This window comes from Nocardioides sp. Z40_12, assembly GCF_058215795.1.
This window is the reverse complement of the sequence record NZ_JBZAJA010000005.1, coordinates 171,100-188,509: the sequence shown is the minus strand read 5'-3', so window position 1 is coordinate 188,509 and position 17,410 is coordinate 171,100. Positions and strand designations below refer to the sequence as shown.

General features: G+C 73.9%; 19 protein-coding genes and 1 pseudogene. 14 read left to right on the top strand and 6 right to left on the bottom strand.

Annotated elements, in window-relative coordinates; genetic code table 11:
- Positions 1–6: 6 nt before the first annotated feature.
- The gene (locus tag AC4BG9_RS11555) at positions 7–1,359 is read right to left on the bottom strand and encodes an MFS transporter (protein WP_490571245.1); all 1,353 of its coding nucleotides are present in this window, start codon (positions 1,357–1,359) and stop codon (positions 7–9) included.
- Positions 1,360–1,494: 135 nt separating this feature from the next.
- On the opposite strand from AC4BG9_RS11555, the gene AC4BG9_RS11550 reads away from it, so the two are divergent.
- The 10 genes and pseudogenes from AC4BG9_RS11550 (at position 1,495) to AC4BG9_RS11505 (ending at position 9,284) form a co-directional block, all read left to right on the top strand.
- Positions 1,495–2,601 (top strand): hypothetical protein, encoded by a 1,107-nt coding sequence (locus AC4BG9_RS11550; protein ID WP_490571244.1) that lies wholly within the window; start codon positions 1,495–1,497, stop codon positions 2,599–2,601.
- Positions 2,602–2,625: 24 nt separating this feature from the next.
- Positions 2,626–3,177 carry a UGSC family (seleno)protein gene (locus AC4BG9_RS11545; protein WP_490571243.1) on the top strand — a complete coding sequence of 184 codons (552 nt, stop codon included), beginning with the start codon at positions 2,626–2,628 and terminating at the stop codon, positions 3,175–3,177.
- 1 nt (position 3,178) lies between these two features.
- Positions 3,179–3,394: pseudogene (locus tag AC4BG9_RS11540) on the top strand (helix-turn-helix domain-containing protein); the annotation flags it as partial.
- Positions 3,395–3,403: 9 nt separating this feature from the next.
- Positions 3,404–3,778 (top strand): SbtR family transcriptional regulator, encoded by a 375-nt coding sequence (locus tag AC4BG9_RS11535; protein WP_490571242.1) that lies wholly within the window; start codon positions 3,404–3,406, stop codon positions 3,776–3,778.
- Positions 3,779–3,922: 144 nt separating this feature from the next.
- Positions 3,923–4,957, top strand: a complete 1,035-nt coding sequence (locus tag AC4BG9_RS11530) for an ABC transporter substrate-binding protein (RefSeq protein WP_490571241.1) — start codon at positions 3,923–3,925, stop codon at positions 4,955–4,957.
- The gene (locus AC4BG9_RS11525) at positions 4,950–5,840 is read left to right on the top strand and encodes an ABC transporter ATP-binding protein (protein WP_490571240.1); all 891 of its coding nucleotides are present in this window, start codon (positions 4,950–4,952) and stop codon (positions 5,838–5,840) included. Before AC4BG9_RS11530 ends, AC4BG9_RS11525 begins: the two co-directional genes overlap by 8 nt.
- Positions 5,837–6,685 (top strand): ABC transporter permease, encoded by an 849-nt coding sequence (locus AC4BG9_RS11520; RefSeq protein WP_490571239.1) that lies wholly within the window; start codon positions 5,837–5,839, stop codon positions 6,683–6,685. Before AC4BG9_RS11525 ends, AC4BG9_RS11520 begins: the two co-directional genes overlap by 4 nt.
- Positions 6,676–7,461, top strand: a complete 786-nt coding sequence (locus AC4BG9_RS11515; protein ID WP_490571238.1) for an SDR family NAD(P)-dependent oxidoreductase — start codon at positions 6,676–6,678, stop codon at positions 7,459–7,461. The genes AC4BG9_RS11520 and AC4BG9_RS11515 overlap by 10 nt, the downstream gene beginning before the upstream one ends.
- A gap of 57 nt (positions 7,462–7,518) precedes the next feature.
- Positions 7,519–8,748 carry a cytochrome P450 gene (locus AC4BG9_RS11510; RefSeq protein WP_490571237.1) on the top strand — a complete coding sequence of 410 codons (1,230 nt, stop codon included), beginning with the start codon at positions 7,519–7,521 and terminating at the stop codon, positions 8,746–8,748.
- Positions 8,745–9,284, top strand: coding sequence for a nuclear transport factor 2 family protein (locus AC4BG9_RS11505; protein ID WP_490571236.1), 540 nt, complete (start codon positions 8,745–8,747; stop codon positions 9,282–9,284). The genes AC4BG9_RS11510 and AC4BG9_RS11505 overlap by 4 nt, the downstream gene beginning before the upstream one ends.
- 12 nt (positions 9,285–9,296) lie before the next feature.
- On the opposite strand, the gene AC4BG9_RS11500 is transcribed toward AC4BG9_RS11505, so the two are convergent.
- Both AC4BG9_RS11500 and AC4BG9_RS11495 read right to left on the bottom strand, forming a co-directional pair.
- Positions 9,297–9,626 carry a YidH family protein gene (locus AC4BG9_RS11500; RefSeq protein ID WP_490571235.1) on the bottom strand — a complete coding sequence of 110 codons (330 nt, stop codon included), beginning with the start codon at positions 9,624–9,626 and terminating at the stop codon, positions 9,297–9,299.
- Complete coding sequence (locus tag AC4BG9_RS11495; RefSeq protein ID WP_490571234.1) at positions 9,623–9,985, bottom strand: YidH family protein; 363 nt, start codon at positions 9,983–9,985, stop codon at positions 9,623–9,625. Before AC4BG9_RS11495 ends, AC4BG9_RS11500 begins: the two co-directional genes overlap by 4 nt.
- A 71-nt stretch (positions 9,986–10,056) precedes the next feature.
- Here AC4BG9_RS11495 and AC4BG9_RS11490 point away from each other — a divergent pair, with 71 nt between their 5' ends.
- From AC4BG9_RS11490 to AC4BG9_RS11475, 4 genes are read left to right on the top strand one after another with little or no spacing between them, the layout of a single operon-like run.
- Positions 10,057–10,995, top strand: a complete 939-nt coding sequence (locus AC4BG9_RS11490; protein ID WP_490571370.1) for a glucosyl-3-phosphoglycerate synthase — start codon at positions 10,057–10,059, stop codon at positions 10,993–10,995.
- Complete coding sequence (gene folP / locus AC4BG9_RS11485) at positions 10,995–11,855, top strand: dihydropteroate synthase (protein ID WP_490571233.1); 861 nt, start codon at positions 10,995–10,997, stop codon at positions 11,853–11,855. The genes AC4BG9_RS11490 and folP overlap by 1 nt, the downstream gene beginning before the upstream one ends.
- Positions 11,852–12,358: a class III extradiol ring-cleavage dioxygenase family protein gene (locus AC4BG9_RS11480; protein ID WP_490571232.1), complete on the top strand. Its 507-nt coding sequence runs from the start codon at positions 11,852–11,854 to the stop codon at positions 12,356–12,358. The genes folP and AC4BG9_RS11480 overlap by 4 nt, the downstream gene beginning before the upstream one ends.
- Positions 12,340–13,035, top strand: coding sequence for a dihydrofolate reductase family protein (locus tag AC4BG9_RS11475; protein ID WP_490571231.1), 696 nt, complete (start codon positions 12,340–12,342; stop codon positions 13,033–13,035). The genes AC4BG9_RS11480 and AC4BG9_RS11475 overlap by 19 nt, the downstream gene beginning before the upstream one ends.
- Here AC4BG9_RS11475 and AC4BG9_RS11470 read toward each other — a convergent pair whose 3' ends face one another.
- From AC4BG9_RS11470 to AC4BG9_RS11460, 3 genes are all read right to left on the bottom strand, one after another.
- Entirely contained in the window at positions 13,036–14,517 is a 1,482-nt protein-coding gene (locus AC4BG9_RS11470) for a hypothetical protein (protein ID WP_490571230.1), read from the bottom strand.
- Positions 14,518–14,777: 260 nt separating this feature from the next.
- Positions 14,778–16,553 carry a hypothetical protein gene (locus tag AC4BG9_RS11465; protein WP_490571229.1) on the bottom strand — a complete coding sequence of 592 codons (1,776 nt, stop codon included), beginning with the start codon at positions 16,551–16,553 and terminating at the stop codon, positions 14,778–14,780.
- A gap of 50 nt (positions 16,554–16,603) precedes the next feature.
- Positions 16,604–17,410, bottom strand: coding sequence for a helical backbone metal receptor (locus AC4BG9_RS11460; protein ID WP_490571228.1), 807 nt, complete (start codon positions 17,408–17,410; stop codon positions 16,604–16,606).

Here is a 17,410-nt window from a genome sequence, read left to right as displayed (position 1 = left end):
ACCCCCTCAGGGGCGCAGCCGGATCGCCCGGACGGCGTACAGCAGGGAGACCGCCACCATCACCACCCCCGCGCCGCAGCAGACCAGCATCGCCCGGGTGAAAGCCGCAGCGTCGGGCGTGCCGTCGAAGGTGAGCACGAAGACGCCCAGGGTGCTGCCGAGGGAGAACCCGAGGTAGCGCACGACCATGGTGAACCCCAGGCTGCTGCCGGTCTCCGAGGCCGGCACCGAGCTGACCAGCAGCCCCGGGATGGCGGCCAGCGCGAGCCCGCTGCCGGTGCCGGCGAGCACCATCCCGACCACCAGCTGGGCCAGCGAGTCGTGGCAGAGGGTCACCCAGCCGAAGGCCGCCAGGTAGGTCGCACAGCCCAGCGGCAGCAGGTAGACCCGGTCGATCACCGTGGCCAGCCGCAGCCCGACCCGGCTCGCGGCCACGCTCAGCACCGAGTAGGGCGCGATCAGCCACCCCGCGGCGCCGGGGCCGTGGCCCAGCCCCCAGCCGTCGGCCTGGACCACCACGGTCACCAGCGGCAGCAGCAGGTAGGCACCCACCCCGACCAGGAACGAGGTGGAGTGCGCCAGCAGCGGCACCGGCTGCAGCGCCAGCCGCAGGTCGACGATCGGGCGCGGGGTGCGCCGCACCCACCACCCCCAGGTGAGCGCGCAGACCACGGCCAGCCCGAACGCCGTCAGCAGGAACGGCCTACCGGCCGTGGTCGCCTCGGCCAGCCCCACCAAGGCCGCGGTGGTGCCGCCGGAGAGCAGCAGGGTGCCCACCCAGTCGACGCGGGCGGGCTCGTCCCACGGGTTGACGGGGAGCACCGCCAGGCAGAGCCCCAGGGTCGCGGCGCTGAGCAGCGTGCCGGTCAGGAAGGCCACGTGGATCCCCCACGCCTCGGCGATCATCGAGGCGAACGGGAAGCCGAGCCCCGCCCCGGCCACGGTGGTGACCGAGAGCAGGGAGATGCCGCCGGCCCGCCTGGCCACCGGGAGGTGGGTGCGGGCGATCGCGATCGCCACCGGGGTGAGCCCGTAGCCCAGGCCCTGCAGGCCGCGGCCGGTGAGGAAGACCCCGAAGCCCAGCGGGAAGGCGCAGAGCAGGCCGCCCAGGGTCACCGCGGCCAGCCCGGCGACCACCACCGCGTTGCGGTGCCGGGTCGCCGAGAGCCGCCCCAGCACCGGCGTCGCCGCGGCGCCCACCAGCAGGCTCGTGGTCAGCGACCACTGCGCGGTGTCGAGGGAGACGTCGTACTCGCCGGCGATCTCCGGCACCAGGGGGGCGCCCAGCGCCCCGATCAGTGAGGTGACGGTGGTCAGCAGGACCAGGGCGGGCAGCAGGAGAGGGGCGACGACAGGCACGGTGGCGTCACCTTAGGCACCCCGACGGGACCCGGCGCCAGGGACCCGCCGAAAACTGGTCACCGAAACGGATTGACTCAGTCCGTTTTGGTTCCTACTGTGGGTCAGGTCACACCAGAGGCGAAGGAGATGGCCATGTCGGAGCTGCTCGAGCTCGACCAGGACGACGTCGCGGAGGAGTTCTTCCGGCGCGGCTGGACCGACGGCCTCCCGGTCGTGCCGCCCACCGTGCCCGCCGTCGACGCGATGCTGGCCGCCGTCGACCTCGAGCGGGACGACGTCATCGGCGGCATCCCGCGGCGCGGCCGCTCGGTGACGGCCGAGCAGGCGGCGGTCAACGCGGTGATGGCCGGCTGCCTCCCGTCGTACTTCCCGGTCGTGGTGGCCGCCCTCTCGGCCTCGCTCGACCCCACCTTCAACGCCCACGCCGCCTGGACCAGCACCGGCGGGGCGGCCACCTGCGTGGTGGTCAGCGGCCCGCTGGCCCACGAGATCGGCATGAACTCCGGCCACAACGCGCTCGGCGCGGGCAACCGGGCCAACGCCACCATCGGCCGCGCGGTGCGGCTGGTGGCGCGCAACGTCTTCGGCGCCGCCACCGGCGACCTCGACGCCTCGTCGCTGGGCAACCCCGGCAAGTACACGCTCTGCTTCGCCGAGGCCGACCCGGCCGCGCCCTGGTCGCCGCTGCGGGTGCAGGAGGGCTACGAGCTCGAGGACACCACGGTGACCGTGATGGCGACCGAGGCCCCGCGCCAGGTGGCCAACCACCTCTCCGAGGTGCCCGAGCAGGTGCTGCGCACCTTCGTCTCGGCGATGAAGGCCTCCTCCAACTTCCCGGTCGGCAAGGGCGGGCAGGGCATCGTCGTCCTCGGTCCCGAGCACGCCCTGGCGCTGACCCAGGCGGGCTGGACCCAGGAGCAGACCCGCGAGTTCCTGGCCCGCGAGAGCCGGGTGACCCCTGCGGAGCTGCTCGCCGACGGCGTGCCCCTCGAGGTCAACAGCCAGCACGACATGACCCCCGGCCCCGACGGCCGGCTGCCCTCGATGGCCAGCGCGGACGACGTCTTCCTGGTCACCGCCGGCGGCGGCGGCCCGGGCTGGTCGGCCTACATCCCCAGCTTCGCCGGCGTCCAGCACGTGCGCGCGGTGACCCGACGGGTGCGCACCCTCGGCGAGGCGATGCCCGACTGCGGGCCCGACGCCTGCGAGATCGACTTCTCCAAGCTCGCCAAGGCCTGACCCCTTCGACGCCCGGGAGGGCCCATGAACACCATCACCGTCCACGTGCCGGCCGTCGCCGACCCGCCCGCCGAGGCGATCAGCCTGGCCGCGCGTCCCGCCCTCGCCGGCGCCCGGCTCGGGCTGGTCGACAACGGCAAGCCCCGCGCCGGCGACCTGCTCAAGATGGTCGGCGCCGAGCTCAAGGAGACGCTCGGCCTCTCCGAGGTGGTGATGATCAGCAAGGCCTCGGCCGCCGTCCCGCTCGACGACGACCAGATCGCCGACCTGGTCGCCCGCACCGACCTGGTGATCGCCGGCGTCGGCGACTGCGGGTCGTGCAGTGCCTCCTCGCTCCAGGACGCGCTGCTGATGGAGCGCGCGGGCGTCGCCTCGACCGTGCTGATCACCGAGGTCTTCGTCTCCCACGTCGCCCGCTTCGCCGCCAACCTCGGCGCCCCTGGCTACCACAGCCTGGTGGTGCCGCACCCGGTGGCGACCAAGGGCGACGACCGGCTGGCGACCCTGGCCCGCTCGGTCGTCCCGGCGGCGACCGACCAGCTCGGGGGTCCCGCCCTCGTGACCGCGGGGGGCTGAGATCGCCACCGGCACCCGGGACGTCGAAGAGGGCGTCGGGGAGGTCCCGCAGCGCCGCCCGCGGGCCGACGCCGCGCGCAACCGCCGGCGGGTCTCCGACGCCGCGGTCGCCGTCTTCGCCGAGCGCGGCCTCAGCGCCACGGTCGCGGAGATCGCCGAGCGGGCGGACGTCGGGAACGCCACCGTCTTCCGCAACTTCGCCACCAAGGAGGAGCTGCTCGGCGAGGTGGCCACCCGCTGGCTCGTGGAGTGGGCCGAGGTGCTCGAGGAGCGGGTCGCCGGTGACGTCCGCGACGACACCCTGCGCGAGCTGATCGTCGAGGTCGTGGAGCGCTTCCGGCGCAACAGGATGGCGCTCGACCTGCTGCGGGCCGGCGACCTCGACGAGCGGATGAGCAGCGCCCGCGCCCGGGTCGAGGCCCGCTTCACCCTGGCGCTGCGCCGGGCCGTGCGCGCGGGGCTGGTCCGCGACGACGTCTCCTACGCCGACCTGACCCTGCTGATCCTCGGGATGGCCGGCCGGCTCTCGGAACAGGGCCGCTCGGACCCCGAGCAGTGGCACCGGGTCGCCGAGCTCGCCTGGACCGCCATCCGGGTCTGAGAGCCGGCCGGGAGCCGGCTCCGCCGGCGGGTCGGCACCCCGCTGTGGACCAGTCCCTGGCACATCCACGACTCCCTATTCATATTCACTATTGTCAGTTATCGTGTGATTTACGTCACACTCATCCCGAACGCAGGAGTGCTCATGAATGCAGGTCTTCGCCGCGGCTTCCGTCGCCCCGCCCTCGCCGTCGCGTGCGTCGGGATGCTCGCGCTCACCAGTGCCTGCGGAGGTGGCGACGACGGTGACGAGGGCGGCTCCGACGCCGTGACGATCGCGAACTTCGCCGGCGCCGGCATCACCGTGCCCGACCAGATCGCCGCCGAGAAGGGGTTCTTCGAGGAGCGGGGCATCACCCCCGACTTCGTCCAGGTCACCTCGGCCGGCACCCAGCTCGCCGCCCTCACCTCCGGCTCGATCGACGTCGCCCAGAACGCCGTCAGCCAGGTCATGGCCGCCCAGCAGCAGGGCCAGGACGTCCGCTTCTTCTGCGGCGGGGTCGACAAGGCGTGGAACGTCGTGATGGTCACCGAGGACTCCGACATCGAGACGGTCGACCCGGCCGACTGGAAGGAGGGGATCAAGGCGCTCGAGGGCAAGACCTTCGGGCTCGACAGCCTCGGCGCCGGCCAGGAGGCCTACTTCCGCTCGCTGGTCGACCAGGCGGGCGCCGACATCGACTCCATCAACCTGGTCGCCGTCGGCACCGTGGGCGAGGCCGCGGCCACTCTCGGCTCCGGCCGGGTGGACGCGATCTTCGGCTACCCCTTCGTGCAGCAGTCGGAGGTGGCCGCCGGCAACGCCCGGGTCGCCGTCGACATGGTGAAGTCGGGCGAACAGCTGCCCTTCCACACCGGCTACTTCGCCACCACCGAGTGGCTCGAGGAGAACCCCGAGAAGGCGAAGGACTTCTGCGAGGCCATCACCGCGGCCGACGAGTGGCTCCAGGACGACGCCAACTCCGCCGACGTCGTCTCCTTCCTGGCCGACGACTTCGGTCTCGACGAGGCGGTCGCCGAGCAGTTCGTCGGCCCCGACGGGATGACCGCGATCTTCTCCCCGGAGCTCGACTGCGCGGCGATCGACCTCAGCGCCGAGCAGGCCGAGGCGGCCAAGACGGTCGCCTCCGACCCCACGATCCGCTGTGCCGACATGCTCTGGGAGGGACTCGATGACTGAGGCCGCCGCCCCCGAGCGAGCCCGTGCCGTGAGCGCCACGACGCAGCCCTCCGTGCTGAAGGCCAGCAACCTGACCTTCCACTACCCGCCGCGCAAGAAGCACGGCTCGCCCTTGGCCCGCCTGCGGCCCAGGCCGGCCGGCGAGGCAGCGGCGACGGTGCCGATCCTCGACGACGTCAGCCTCGACGTCGCCAAGGGTGACTTCGTCGCCCTGGTCGGCCCCAGCGGCTGCGGGAAGACCACGCTGCTCCACGTCTTCGCCGGGCTCCTCGCCGCCGCCGACGGCGCCGTCGAGGTCAACGGCCACGCCCCCCAGATGGGCAGCAAGGACACCTCCTACATGTTCGCCCGCGACGCGCTGCTCCCGTGGCGCGACGCGCAGCGCAACGTCGAGCTCGGCATGGAGGGGGAGGGGATCTCCCGCTCCGAGCTGCAGCAGCGCTCCACCGAGGCGCTGCGCTCGGTGGAGCTGGAGCACCTCGCCGCCAGCCACCCGAGCCAGCTCTCCCAGGGCCAGCGGCAGCGGGTCGCGCTGGCGCGCACCATGGCGCCCAACCGCGACATCCTGCTGATGGACGAGCCCTTCGCCGCCCTCGACGCCCAGACCAAGCTGCGCCTGCAGCGCGAGCTGCTGCTCTTCTGGGAGTCCAACAACCCCGAGGACCGCGCCACCGTCCTCTTCGTCACCCACGACCTGCAGGAGGCGCTGCTGCTCGCCGACCGGGTGATCGTGATGCACCCCCACCCGGGCCGCATCGCCTACGACCACACCGTCGACGTGCCCCGGCCCCGCCACACGCGGCTGGAGGAGATCCTCTTCGAGGACAGCTTCCGCACCCTGCACCGACAGCTCTTCGACGAGCTCAAGGAGGGCGAGCGATGAGCGTCGCCACCGCCGAGGCCACCGGCCCCACCGCCGACCCCACCAGAGGCAAGGCGCCGCGGCGCCGCGCCAAGGGCCCGTCGGGCTCCTTCTGGCACAGCCGTCGCGCGGTGCTGCTCAGCCAGGTGGTGCTCTTCGTCGTCCTGATGTTCGCCTGGGACGCGCTGGGCCGCTACGAGCTGGTCGACAAGTCCCTGATCTCCGGGCCCCTGGAGGTCTGGGAGCAGCTGCGCAACCTCTACGAGTCGGGCTCGCTGTGGAGCCAGACGCTGGCCACCATGCACGCGGTCGGCCTCTCGCTGCTGATCGGCGTCCCGCTCGGCGGGCTGGCCGGACTGGTGCTCGGCTCCTCGAACTACCTCGACCGGGTCTTCGAGCCCTTCCTGGTGCCGCTCAACTCGCTGCCCCGCATCGCGCTGGCGCCGCTCTTCATCGTCTGGTTCGGCCTCACCGTCAACGCCAAGGCCGCGGTGGGCGTCACCCTGGTCGTCTTCATCATGCTCTTCAACACCCGCGCCGGGGTGAAGGAGACCAACCGCGACCTGCTGGTGCTGGCCGACTCGCTCGGCATGTCGACGACTCAGCGCTACCGCAAGATCGTGCTGCCCGGCTCGGTGCCGGTCGTGGTGGCCGGCATCCGGCTCTCGCTGACCTACGCCCTGCTGGGCGTCATCGCCAGCGAGATGATCGGCTCGCGCGACGGTCTGGGCACCGACATCGTGCGCTACAGCAACACCCTCCAGGTCGGCGGCGTCTTCGCCGTCCTGGTGGTGCTGGCGCTGATCAGCTTCGTGATGGACCGGCTGCTGGGCGTCTTCGAGCGGTGGGTGCTCAGATGGCAGTGACCGCCCCCGCCCCCCGCCTCCTCGACGAGGTGGTCGTGGTCACCGGCGCCGCCCGCGGCCTCGGTGCCGCGATCGCCCGGTCGGCCGCCGAGGCGGGCGCCCACGTGCTCATCGGCGACCTCGACAAGGCCGGGGTCGACCGGGCCGTCGAGGAGCTGACCGCCGACGGGCTCTCCGCCCACGGGGCCGTGCTCGACGTGACCGACGCCGCCTCGGTCGACGCCGCGCTCCGCACGGTGCTGGAGTGGCAGGGCCGGGTGACCGGCCTGGTCAACAACGCCGGCCGGCTGATCGAGGCCGACGTCGTCTCCCTCACCGAGGACCAGTGGGACGCCGTCATGGACGTCAACCTCAAGGGCGCCTGGCGGATGTGCCGGGCGCTCATCCCGGCGATGCTCGAGGCCGGTGGCGGGGCGATCGTCAACATCTCCTCCCTGGAAGGGCTCTTCGCCCGACCCGGCCACGTCGCCTACGCGGTCAGCAAGGCGGGCATGCTCAACCTGACCCGGGCGGTCGCCGTCGACTTCGGCCGCCAGGGCATCCGCTGCAACGCGATCTGTCCCGGCAGCATCGAGACCGCCCTGCTCACCCAGCACCTCGAGGGCACCGGCGACCCCGCCGCGGCGGCCGCCGACCTGATCGGCCGCAACTACTCCGGCCGGCTGGGCCGCCCCGACGAGGTCGGGTCGACGGCGCTCTTCCTGCTCAGCCGCGAGGCGGAGTACATCAACGGCTCGCACCTCGTGATCGACGGCGCCCGCGGCGCCACCACCTGACAGCTGCCTGACCGCCCACCTGACAGCCACCTGACGCCCCCCGAGGAGACAGACACCGTGCTGGAACAAGAGTTCGACCGGGTGGTCGCCGACGACCCCGACGTCGACCGGGCGGCCGTCTTCGCCCGGCTCCGCGAGGAGAGCCCCGTCTTCTTCAGCACCACCCTGGGCGCCTGGGTGGTCAGCCGCTACCACGACGTGCGCGGCGTGCTGCGCGACGCCGGGAGCTTCCGGGCGGTGCAGAGCGGCCCCGGCGCCCCGCCGTACGGCCGCACCTACCTGCACATGGAGGGCCACGAGCACGCCAAGAAGGTCGGCGTCGTGGCCAACCGGATCCGCAGCCGCAACGCCCTGCGCGACGGCCTCGACGACCGGGTCCACGACATCGCCGTCCGCACCGCGGAGGCGCTCACCCTGGGCTCGCCGATCGAGCTGCGCCGCGAGTTCGCGATGTGGATCCCGCTGCTGGCCATCACCGAGATGACCGACCTGGGCCACGAGGAGTCGTTCGAGCGCTGGTACCGCGCGGTCGGCAACGGCGGCGTCGCCAGCGTCAACAACCCCGAGGCGAGGACCCGCGCCCTGGCCGCCCGCGACGAGCTCGAGCAGTTCCTCGCGCCGTACGTCGAGCAGCGCCGCCGCGAGCCCGGCGACGACCTCGTCTCCTCGCTGGCCACCGCCGAGTACGACGGCAAGCCGCTGCCGCTCTCCGAGATCGTCTCCTCGGTGGTCTTCCTGCTCGTCGCCGGCGTCGAGACCACCGAGCGGGTGCTGGCCAGCATGCTGCGCCACGTCGCCACCGAGCCGGCCGTGTGGCAGTGGCTGCGCGAGCGGCTCGACGACGAGGACGCCGTCGCCGCCCTCTCGGCGGAGGCGCTGCGCTACTTCCCGCCCGTCAACGGCCTGATGCGCCGCACCGTCGCCGACGTCACCATCGGCGACACCCTGGTGCCCGACGGGGAGCGGGTCTGCCTGCTGCTGGTCTCGGCCAACCGCGACCCGGAGGTCTTCGCGGATCCCGAGTCCTTCCGCCACGACCGCTACCTCGGCCAGGGGAGCAAGCAGTTCACCGCCGCCGGGGAGATCCTCCCCTTCGGGGCCGGCAGCCACTACTGCGTCGGGGCGCGCCTGGCCCAGACCGAGATGCGGCACGCGCTGCGCGAGCTCGGCAGCCGGGTCGCCCGGATCGAGCCGGCCGGCGACCTGCCGCCCGACGAGGGGTTCATGCTGCGCTGCCCACCCTCGGTGCCGGTCGTGCTGCACGCGGCCGCGGAGGTGCTGGCATGAGCGAGGAGCTGCTCGAGCGGGTGCGCCGCATCGAGGACAGGATCGCCATCGAGGAGCTGCTGGCGCGCTACGGCAACGCCTGCGACGACCGCGACATGGAGGCGCTGGCCGCCTGCTTCGCCAGCGACTTCGAGTTCGACTCGGTGGCCGGCCACTCGGTGGGCCGCGACGCCGCGATGCGCTACTACGGCGAGCGGCTCAGGTCCTACGGCGTCACCCTGCACATCCCGCACACGCTGGTCCTCGACGAGCTGGAGCAGGACACCGCACGCGGCACCGTGCTCTCCAGCGCCGAGATGGAGATCGACCACGAGATGTTCGTGACCGGCTTCCGCTACCACGACCGCTACGTCCGCGACGAGGGTCGCTGGCGCTTCCGCTCCCGCCAGGTGCTGGCCTTCTACGCGATGCCGCTGCGCGAGCTGGCCGGCCGCCTCGACCCGCTGCGGGTCCGGTGGCCCGGCACGGAGCCCAAGGCCGCGCCGCTGCCCGAGCTGCTGCCCAGCTGGGAGCGGTTCCGGCAGGCGGCCGAGTGAGCACGGCCGGCGTCAGGCCCTGAACAGGTAGACGACCTCCAGGGCGGCGATCAGGGCGACGACGACCGAGAGCGCGAGCGTCGGACCGCCGTCCGGCCGCTCGGCGCCCTCCTGGTCCTCGTCGTAGCGGTGCCACCCCTCGCCCAGCACCCAGGCCGAGAAGAGCAGCACCAGGCCCATCGGGATCAGCGCGTAGACCCCCAGGGTCGACCACATGTGACGGGCGGCGGCGATGCCGACGGCGACCAGGGCGAACGTCGTCCGCTGCCAGGTCATCACGTCGCGCGCCTCGGACCCCCCGGGGTCCCGGGGGTCGGGCACGCCGGGGGGCGGCTCGCTCACAGCCAGGACACGACCATCACGATGCCGATGCCGATGATCGCCAGCACGAAGACCACCGCGAACCCCATCGAGGGGATCGACTCGTTGCGGCGCATCGCCCGCTCCGTCGTCCCCCAACGCAGCCAGCTGACCACCGCGCAGAGCAGCGCGAGGACGACCAGGGTCAGGGCCATCGCGGTCTGCACCGTGCGGGAGACCGACAGGTCGACCACGTCGAGCGCCATCCCCGCGGCGAGCAGCGCGAGCGCGGTGCGGACCCAGGTCAGGAAGGTCCGCTCGTTGGAGAGGGTCGACTGGTAGGGCGGGTCCTGGCCGGGTCCGTAGACCCACCGGGGCCAGGGGGGCCGCTTGGTGTCCATTGCTCCAGTGTCACCCACCGGAGCCCCGTTGTCGCGGGTCGCGAGGGACGCCTGCGTAGGCTGACGCCGTGATGGAGGACTGGTTCGCGCGGCGCACCCACCGCTGGCAGGACTGGTCGCTGGCGGACCTGCGCACCGCCAAGGGCGCCACCCGGGTCAGCCTCGTCGTCCCGGCCCGCAACGAGGCCGCCACCGTCGGCGACGTGGTGACCCGCTGCCGCGAGGTGCTGCTGGAGACCGCCGCGCTGGTCGACGAGATCGTGGTCGTCGACTCCGACTCCACCGACGCGACCTACGAGGTGGCCACCGACGCCGGCGCCGTGGTGCACCGCAGCGCCGAGATCCGCCCCGACCTCGGCAGCCGCCCCGGCAAGGGGGAGGCGATGTGGAAGTCGCTCTTCGTCACCTCCGGCGACGTCCTGGTCTTCATGGACGCCGACCTCACCGACTGGGACACCCACTTCGTGCCCGGCCTGCTCGGCCCGCTGCTCACCGACCCCGCGGTGCAGCTGGTCAAGGGCTTCTACCAACGCCCCGGTGGCGGGGAGGCCGCCGGCCCCTTCGAGGGCGGCCGGGTCACCGAGCTGGTCGCCCGCCCGCTGATCGCCCTGCTCTTCCCGCCGCTGGCCGGGCTGGTGCAGCCGCTGGCCGGGGAGTGGGCGGTGCGCCGCGACCACTTCGCCGGCCTCGAGGTGCCCACCGGGTACGCCGTCGAGCTGGCCGCGCTGATCGACACCTGGCGTGGCGCCGGTCTGGACGCCATCGCCCAGGTCGACCTGGGTCGCCGCGCCCACCACCAGCAGCCGCTGCTCGACCTCGGCGCGATGGCCACCCAGATCCTCACCGCCGGGTGGGCGCGCTCCAGCCACAGCCACCACGCGGACGCGATCGCGCTGACCCAGTTCCTGCCGGCCGCGACGGGCGACGGCGTACGCCCCCAGGTCTCGCGGGTGCCGGTCGACCAGCGCCCGCCCGCCGGGCCGCTGCTGCGGGACGCGGGGGTGGCCTGATGCTGCGGCTCCGCTCGCGCTGCTTCGACGACGACGCCACCCTGATGATGGCGATCGTCAACCGCACCCCCGACTCGTTCTACGACAAGGGCGCCACCTGGGGTGAGGACGCCGCCTTCGCCCGCGTCGAGCTGGTCGTCTCCCAGGGTGCCGAGATCGTCGACATCGGCGGGATCAAGGCCGCCCCCGGCGCCGAGATCGGCGAGGCCGAGGAGAAGGCGCGGGTCGTCGACTTCGTCGCCCGGGTCCGCGAGGCGTTCCCCGAGGTGGTGATCTCGGTCGACACCTGGCGGGCCTCGGTGGGCGACGCCGTCTGCGAGGCCGGCGCCGACCTGCTCAACGACGCCTGGGGCGGGGCCGACCCCGAGCTCGTCGACGTGGCCGCCGCCCACGGGGCCGCCCTGGTCTGCACCCACACCGGCGGCGTGCGGGTGCGCACCCGCCCGCACCGGCTGGAGTACGCCGACGTGGTCGCCGCCGCGATCGCCGACACCACCGCCTACGCCCGCCGCGCGCTGGCCGCCGGGGTGGCGCGGGAGTCGATCATCATCGACCCGGCCCACGACTTCGGGAAGAACACCTTCCACTCCCTGGAGGTCACCCGCCGCCTGGCCGAGATGGTGGAGACCGGTTGGCCGGTGCTGGTCTCGCTCTCCAACAAGGACTTCGTCGGCGAGACCCTCGACCTCCCGGTGGGGGAGCGGCTGGTCGGCACCCTGGCCGCCACCGCGGTCAGCGCGCTGGCCGGGGCGCGGATCTACCGGGTGCACGAGGTCGTGGAGACCCGGCAGACGGTCGACATGGTGTGGTCCATCGCGGGGCGCCGCCCGCCCGCCCGGGCGATCCGGGGGCTGGCATGAGGATCGTCATCGCGCCGCCGACGCCGGCGCTGCTGCCGGCGTACGCCTCGCTGGTCGACCCGGTCGCCGACCTGCGCGCCGCCTGCGCCGCCGCGGTGGACTGGCTCGGCCCCTCGGTGCGGGTGCTCGCCGACGACGGCGAGGCGGCGCGGATCGGCGAGGTCCTGCTCGGCCGGCGCAGCGACTTCGACGGCGAGGACCTGCTGGTGATGGCCAACGGCTCCGCCCGCCGCTCCGAGCGGGCGCCCGGCCACCTCGACTCGCGGGCGGCCGGCTACGACGACTGGCTGCGCCAGCTGCTGCGCCTCGGCGACCTGGCCGGGCTGGCCTCCCTCGACGTCGACGAGGGCGAGGAGCTGCTCGCCTCCGGGCTGCGCTCGCTCAGCCTGCTGGCCCGCCAGCTGACCGAGCGCGGGGTCTCGGTCGGGGAGGTCCAGGTGGACCTCGATGCAGATCCCTACGGAGTCCAGTACTGGGTGGTGAGGTGGCAGTGCGCGTCCTGATGGGTCCCGTCTCCGGCGAGGTGGACGACGAGCAGCTCGCCGACCTCTACGCCGCCCCGAGCCGACCGTGGCTGCGGGTCAACATGGTCGCGACCGTCGACGGCGCCGCCCAGGGCGAGGACGGCCGCAGCGGCGGCATCAACAACGCCGTCGACAAGCGGGTCTTCCGGGCGTTGCGCCGGATGGCCGACTGCCTGGTCGTCGGCGCCGGGACGGCGCGGGCCGAGGGCTACGGCCCCGCCCAGCTCCCGATCGTCGTGGTGACCCGCTCGGGGAGCGTGCCCGAGACGCTGCGCGGCGCCGACCCGGGCCGGGTGCTGCTGGCCACCACCGCGAAGGCCCCCCACCTCGACGAGGCCCGCGACCTGCTCGGCGCCGACCACGTGTGGTGCCTCGACCACCCGGACGCCCCCGGCGAGGTCGACCTGGTGCTGCTCAAGGAGCGGCTGGCCGAGCGCGGCTGGACCGACGTGCTCAGCGAGGGCGGGCCGCAGCTGCTCCGCGACATGATGGCCGTCGGGGTCGCCGACGAGCTCTGCCTGACCGTGGTGCCCCGGCTGATCGCGGGGGAGCACCTGGCCATCACCGCCGGCCCGCCCGTCGACGTCCCGCTGGAGCCCACCGTGCTGCTCGAGGAGGACGGCACCCTGCTCGGGCGCTGGCTCGTGCGGCGCTGATCAGCTCAGCTTGTCGGAGAGCGCGCTCCCCAGGACGCGGGGACGCCCCTGGTCGGGTAGGTGGATGACCGAGGTGACGGAGTGGTCGTTGTAGAGCTCCCCGCCGTCCTCACCGTTGACCTTCTCCCAGCCGTCCTTCCACGACATCGAGTAGCCGGGCGACGGCACGAGGGTGACCTGCATGTCGTGCACGAGGATCGCCAGGTGGCCGTCGGCAACCTCGACGAGGCGCAGCTGCTGGGCCGGATCGAGGGTGGGGGAGCTGCGCACCGCGATCTTGTAGCTCGCGCCATCGGCGACCTCGAGCCGTTCGGCACGGGCCCGCTGGAGCCTCTTGCTGATGCGCAGGCCGCGGGGGGTGGCGCTCTGCCACCAGGCCTCCAGCTGCCGCGCTGCCTTCTTCGCTGCTCGCTCCACCGACTCCGGGACGGCGCCGGCCTCCTCGGCCGGCTCCGGGAGGTCGTCGACCGCCGCGGTCGAAGTGGCACGCCACGGCTCCCGCACCGACTCCCGGGTCACCACGAGGAGCGAGGGCACGTCGTCCCGGGTCTTCGGGGACCCCTTGTCCGGCTTCTCGTCGGTCTCGTCGGGACTGCCGTCCGCCGTCAGCTCCACGGCCGCCCAGAGCGGGTAGCCCCCGAAGCGGGGCGCATAGAGCAGCCCGGCGTCGGCGTCGCGCCCGGACTTCTTCCACGTCATCACGCCCGCGGCGGCCGCGGCGCTGTCGTACTGGGCGTCGCGCAGCATCGGCCCGGCCAGGACGTCGCCCAGCCGCGAGGAGTCGTAGGGCCGACGCATCGCCCGCTTGGTGGCGGCCAGGAAGCGCTGATCGACCGCGGCGACCACGTCGGGCGCCTCCTCCGGCGTCAGCGCCGGCTTGGAGGCCGGCTCGACAGCGACGCTGGCGGGCAGCGCGCACCCGCCGGCCAGCACACCGACGGCGACGAAGCCGGCAACGTTGCGCACCGGGGCGCCGGCGCCCGTGCGCTGCCGGGGCACGCCCGACCCGGTGGTGGACTCGGCCGGGTGCGGCGTGCCCGTACGGCGTCGCTTGCTGCGCCGGCGCAGCACCCACCCGGCGAGCAAGAGCAGCACCCCGGTGCCGGCGATCGCGAGGCAGACGGCGAAGAGGCCCCCGATCCTCGCGCCGACCGTGACGGTCAGCGCCTCGCCCCCCAGGGGAGCGGCCAGGACGGCGACGGGGTCACCGGTCAGCGGCACCTCGAGCTCCTGGACGCCGCCACCGTGGGTGGAGTCGGTCCACAGGTCGAGCGTCGTCGGGTCGGTGATCTCCTCGCCGCCCTCGACGCCCCGGCCGATGAGCTCGAGGAACCGGACGCCGGTCAGCTCGCGGTGCGCCACGTCGTCCAGCAGGTCGTCGACATCGACCCGATGACCGACCCCGACGAACGCCTCCGTCGGTGACTGAGCCCGGACGACGAGGCTCGCCCCGGTGAACGCGGTGACCCGTGGTGCGGTCACTGCCGGAGAGCCTGCCTCGAGGGGTGTCAGTCGGACCGTGTCGTCCGGGCCGACGAGGGCCGATGCGCCGAGCCCGATGCCCAGGAGCAGCAGGCCGAGCAGCAAAAGGGCAGCATGAATCAGTCGTCGCATGACGTGGTGGTCCCCCCCATGAGTACCGAGAGTCGCGGCCTCCCCGACCGTGACACCAGCACGCTAGCGGTCCCGCGCGGAGGCCGGGGCCGCTGTCCACAGGCGAGACGACACCGCCGCCGGCGGGGTCACAGCAGGTCGGCCCAGCCCCTGATCCGCAGGGCGGTGGTGGCCAGCACCTGCGGGTGGGCGCCGGTGCGCAGCAGCGCCAGCGTGGTCAGCGCGTGGGTCTCGCTGCCGAAGGTGAGCTGGTGGACGGTGACCAGGATCCGGTGGCCGCCACGGACCTCGACCACGTGGCTCTGCTCGCTCGGCTCCGGCCACTCCACGATCGTCGGGGGCAGGAAGCCCGGGACGAGCTCTTCGCGCAGTCGGCTGGTCGCGCGGTCGACGACCAGGCCGCCGGCGGTGCCCTCCTGCCACCAGCCACCGATCAGGTCGCTGGTGGCCGCGGCCTCCTCGAGCGCCGAGCCGGACAGGTCGCGGGGCTCCGGCTGCGGCTCCGGGACCGTGTCGCGGGCGACGTCGACGGCGGCGGTGGCCCGCCAGGGCTCGACGAAGGCGTCACGGGTGAAGACCACCAGCGACCGGCCCACGCCCTTCTCCTTGACCACCACCGCGGCCCACAGCGGGTAGTCGCGGAAGAGCGGGGCGTGCACCTGCTCCCCGATCAGGACGGGCGGGCGCACCCGGGGCTCCTCGCCGGTGAGGCGCTGGACGGCGGTGCGCCACTCGGAGGCGGCCAGCAGGGGCCCGGCCTGCGCCAGGGGCCAGGAGGTGTCGTCGGAGCGGGGAGCGCGCGAGCGGCGCGCCGCCCGGGTCCGCCGCACGGCGTAGTCGTCGAGCGCCTCGGCGACCGCGGCCGGCTCCAAGCCGGGCTTCTCGCCGGACTGGTCGTCGCCGGCGGCCAGGCCGCAGCCGCTGAGCAGGAGTGCCAGCAGCAGCAGGAACGTCGTACGCCGGCGTCGCCGCCGCGCCCACCAGCCCAGGACGAGCGTGGCCGCGCCGACCGCCACCCCCACGCCGAAGCCGGGGCGAGCGGGGGGACGGACCGGCACCGGCCTGGCCGGCGCAGGGACCGGTTCAGGGACCGGTTCAGGGACGGGCGCAGGGACGGGCGCAGGAGCCGGTGCGGGGACGGGCTCAGGAGCCGGAGCAGGGACCGGCTGGGCGACCGGCGGCTCCTGCGGAGCCCCGGCAGGTTCACCGGCGAGCTCCCCGGCGACTCCCTGGGCCGGCGGGGCGACGGCGACGCGACGGCGGCTGAGCCCGGCCACCACCCACGCGACGATCAGGCCCAGGCCCAGGGCCACATTCAGCAGCGTCTTGGTGAAGATCCCCGACACGTGCACGCCGAACGACATGGTGACCGCCTCGCCGGGCCGCGTCGGCACGGCCAGCAGGTCGATCGGCCGGCCGTGCAGGTCGATCTGGACCTCCTGGACCCCGCCGCCCTCGGCGCGCTCGCGCCAGCCGACCAGGCGCTCGGGTCGCAGCAGCGCCGGCACGCCCTCGGTGAAGGACCCCTCGCGCAACCCGAGGGAGTCGACCTGGACGTGCCGCACGCCCTCGACGAGGTCGCTGACGTCGAGGCGGTCGGCGGCCCCCAGGAAGACGCCGCCCGGCGCCTGCGCCCGGACCACCAGCGTCGCGCCGCCCAGCGCGGTCGACACAGGGCGGACCACCGACGGCAGGCCGGCGGTGGCCGCCGACTGTGTCTGCTCGCCGAGCATCAGGGTGTCGTCGGGGCCGTGGGCCACGGCGCCCGCCCCACCCGCCGCGACGAGCAGCACCCCGAGCACCAGGACGGCGCGGTGACTCAGGGCGGCCAGGCGCGGACGGGGGAGCCAGCGCGGCCAGGACCGGCCTGACAGCCGAGACGGCCGAGGGCGGTCTCGCAGCATGGCGTCTCCCCCCTGGAACGGCCGTGGCGGTGCGGGGCACGCTAGCGGAGTCAGGCCTCCCGGCCGGGGCGGGTCGCCGCGATCCGGGACAGCACCGCGTGCGCCTCGACCAGCGACGGCCCGTACCAGGTGAGCAGGCGCCCCTCGACGAGCTCGGTGGGGGTGCGGCCGAACGCCTCCGGGCCGTCGTCGGCGGAGAAGGCGTAGGGCTCGTCGGGGAGCAGCACCAGGTCGGCGCCGGCGGCGTCGAGCTCCTCGACGGGCAGCGTGGGGTAGCGGTCCGCGTGCCCGGCCAGGACGTTGGGCAGCCCCGCGCGGGCCAGCAGGTCGCCGGTGAAGGTGTCGCGACCGACCGCCATCCACGGGTCCCGCCAGATCGCGGCCACCGTGCGGGCCCGGGGCGGCAGCGGGTCGCCGCACCACAGGTCGCGGGCCTCGGCGAGCCACCGCGGACGCGGCCAGCCCAGCGCGACGTCGAAGAGCCGCTCCATCGACCTGATGGCCTGCGGCACGGTCTCGATCTCGGTCACCCACACGCTCACCCCGGCGTCGCGGAGCCGGCGCACGTCGAGCTCGCGGTTCTCCTCCTTGTTGGCCACGACCAGGTCGGGCGCGAGGGCGACGATCGCCTTCGTGTCGGGGTTCTTGGTGCCCCGGACCCGGGTGGCGGTGAGCCCCTCGGGGTCGGGGCACCAGTCGGTGACGCCGACCAGGGCGTCGGCGTCGACCGAGGCCATCGCCTCGGTGAGGGAGGGGACCAGGCTGACCACCCGGCGTACGACCGGCGGCCGGGCGACCGCGACACCGAGGTCGTCACGCGGGGGCTCGCCGGGGATCGGATCGCGTGAGACGGGCAC

Coding starts and splice junctions, on each gene's coding strand:
- AC4BG9_RS11550 (WP_490571244.1), top strand. CDS start 1,495: ATGTCGGAGCTGCTCGAGCTCGACCAGGACGACGTCGCGGAGGAGTTC.
- AC4BG9_RS11545 (WP_490571243.1), top strand. CDS start 2,626: ATGAACACCATCACCGTCCACGTGCCGGCCGTCGCCGACCCGCCCGCC.
- AC4BG9_RS11530 (WP_490571241.1), top strand. CDS start 3,923: ATGAATGCAGGTCTTCGCCGCGGCTTCCGTCGCCCCGCCCTCGCCGTC.
- AC4BG9_RS11525 (WP_490571240.1), top strand. CDS start 4,950: ATGACTGAGGCCGCCGCCCCCGAGCGAGCCCGTGCCGTGAGCGCCACG.
- AC4BG9_RS11520 (WP_490571239.1), top strand. CDS start 5,837: ATGAGCGTCGCCACCGCCGAGGCCACCGGCCCCACCGCCGACCCCACC.
- AC4BG9_RS11515 (WP_490571238.1), top strand. CDS start 6,676: ATGGCAGTGACCGCCCCCGCCCCCCGCCTCCTCGACGAGGTGGTCGTG.
- AC4BG9_RS11505 (WP_490571236.1), top strand. CDS start 8,745: ATGAGCGAGGAGCTGCTCGAGCGGGTGCGCCGCATCGAGGACAGGATC.
- AC4BG9_RS11495 (WP_490571234.1), bottom strand. CDS start 9,985: ATGGACACCAAGCGGCCCCCCTGGCCCCGGTGGGTCTACGGACCCGGC.
- AC4BG9_RS11490 (WP_490571370.1), top strand. CDS start 10,057: ATGGAGGACTGGTTCGCGCGGCGCACCCACCGCTGGCAGGACTGGTCG.
- folP (WP_490571233.1), top strand. CDS start 10,995: ATGCTGCGGCTCCGCTCGCGCTGCTTCGACGACGACGCCACCCTGATG.
- AC4BG9_RS11480 (WP_490571232.1), top strand. CDS start 11,852: ATGAGGATCGTCATCGCGCCGCCGACGCCGGCGCTGCTGCCGGCGTAC.
- AC4BG9_RS11465 (WP_490571229.1), bottom strand. CDS start 16,553: ATGCTGCGAGACCGCCCTCGGCCGTCTCGGCTGTCAGGCCGGTCCTGG.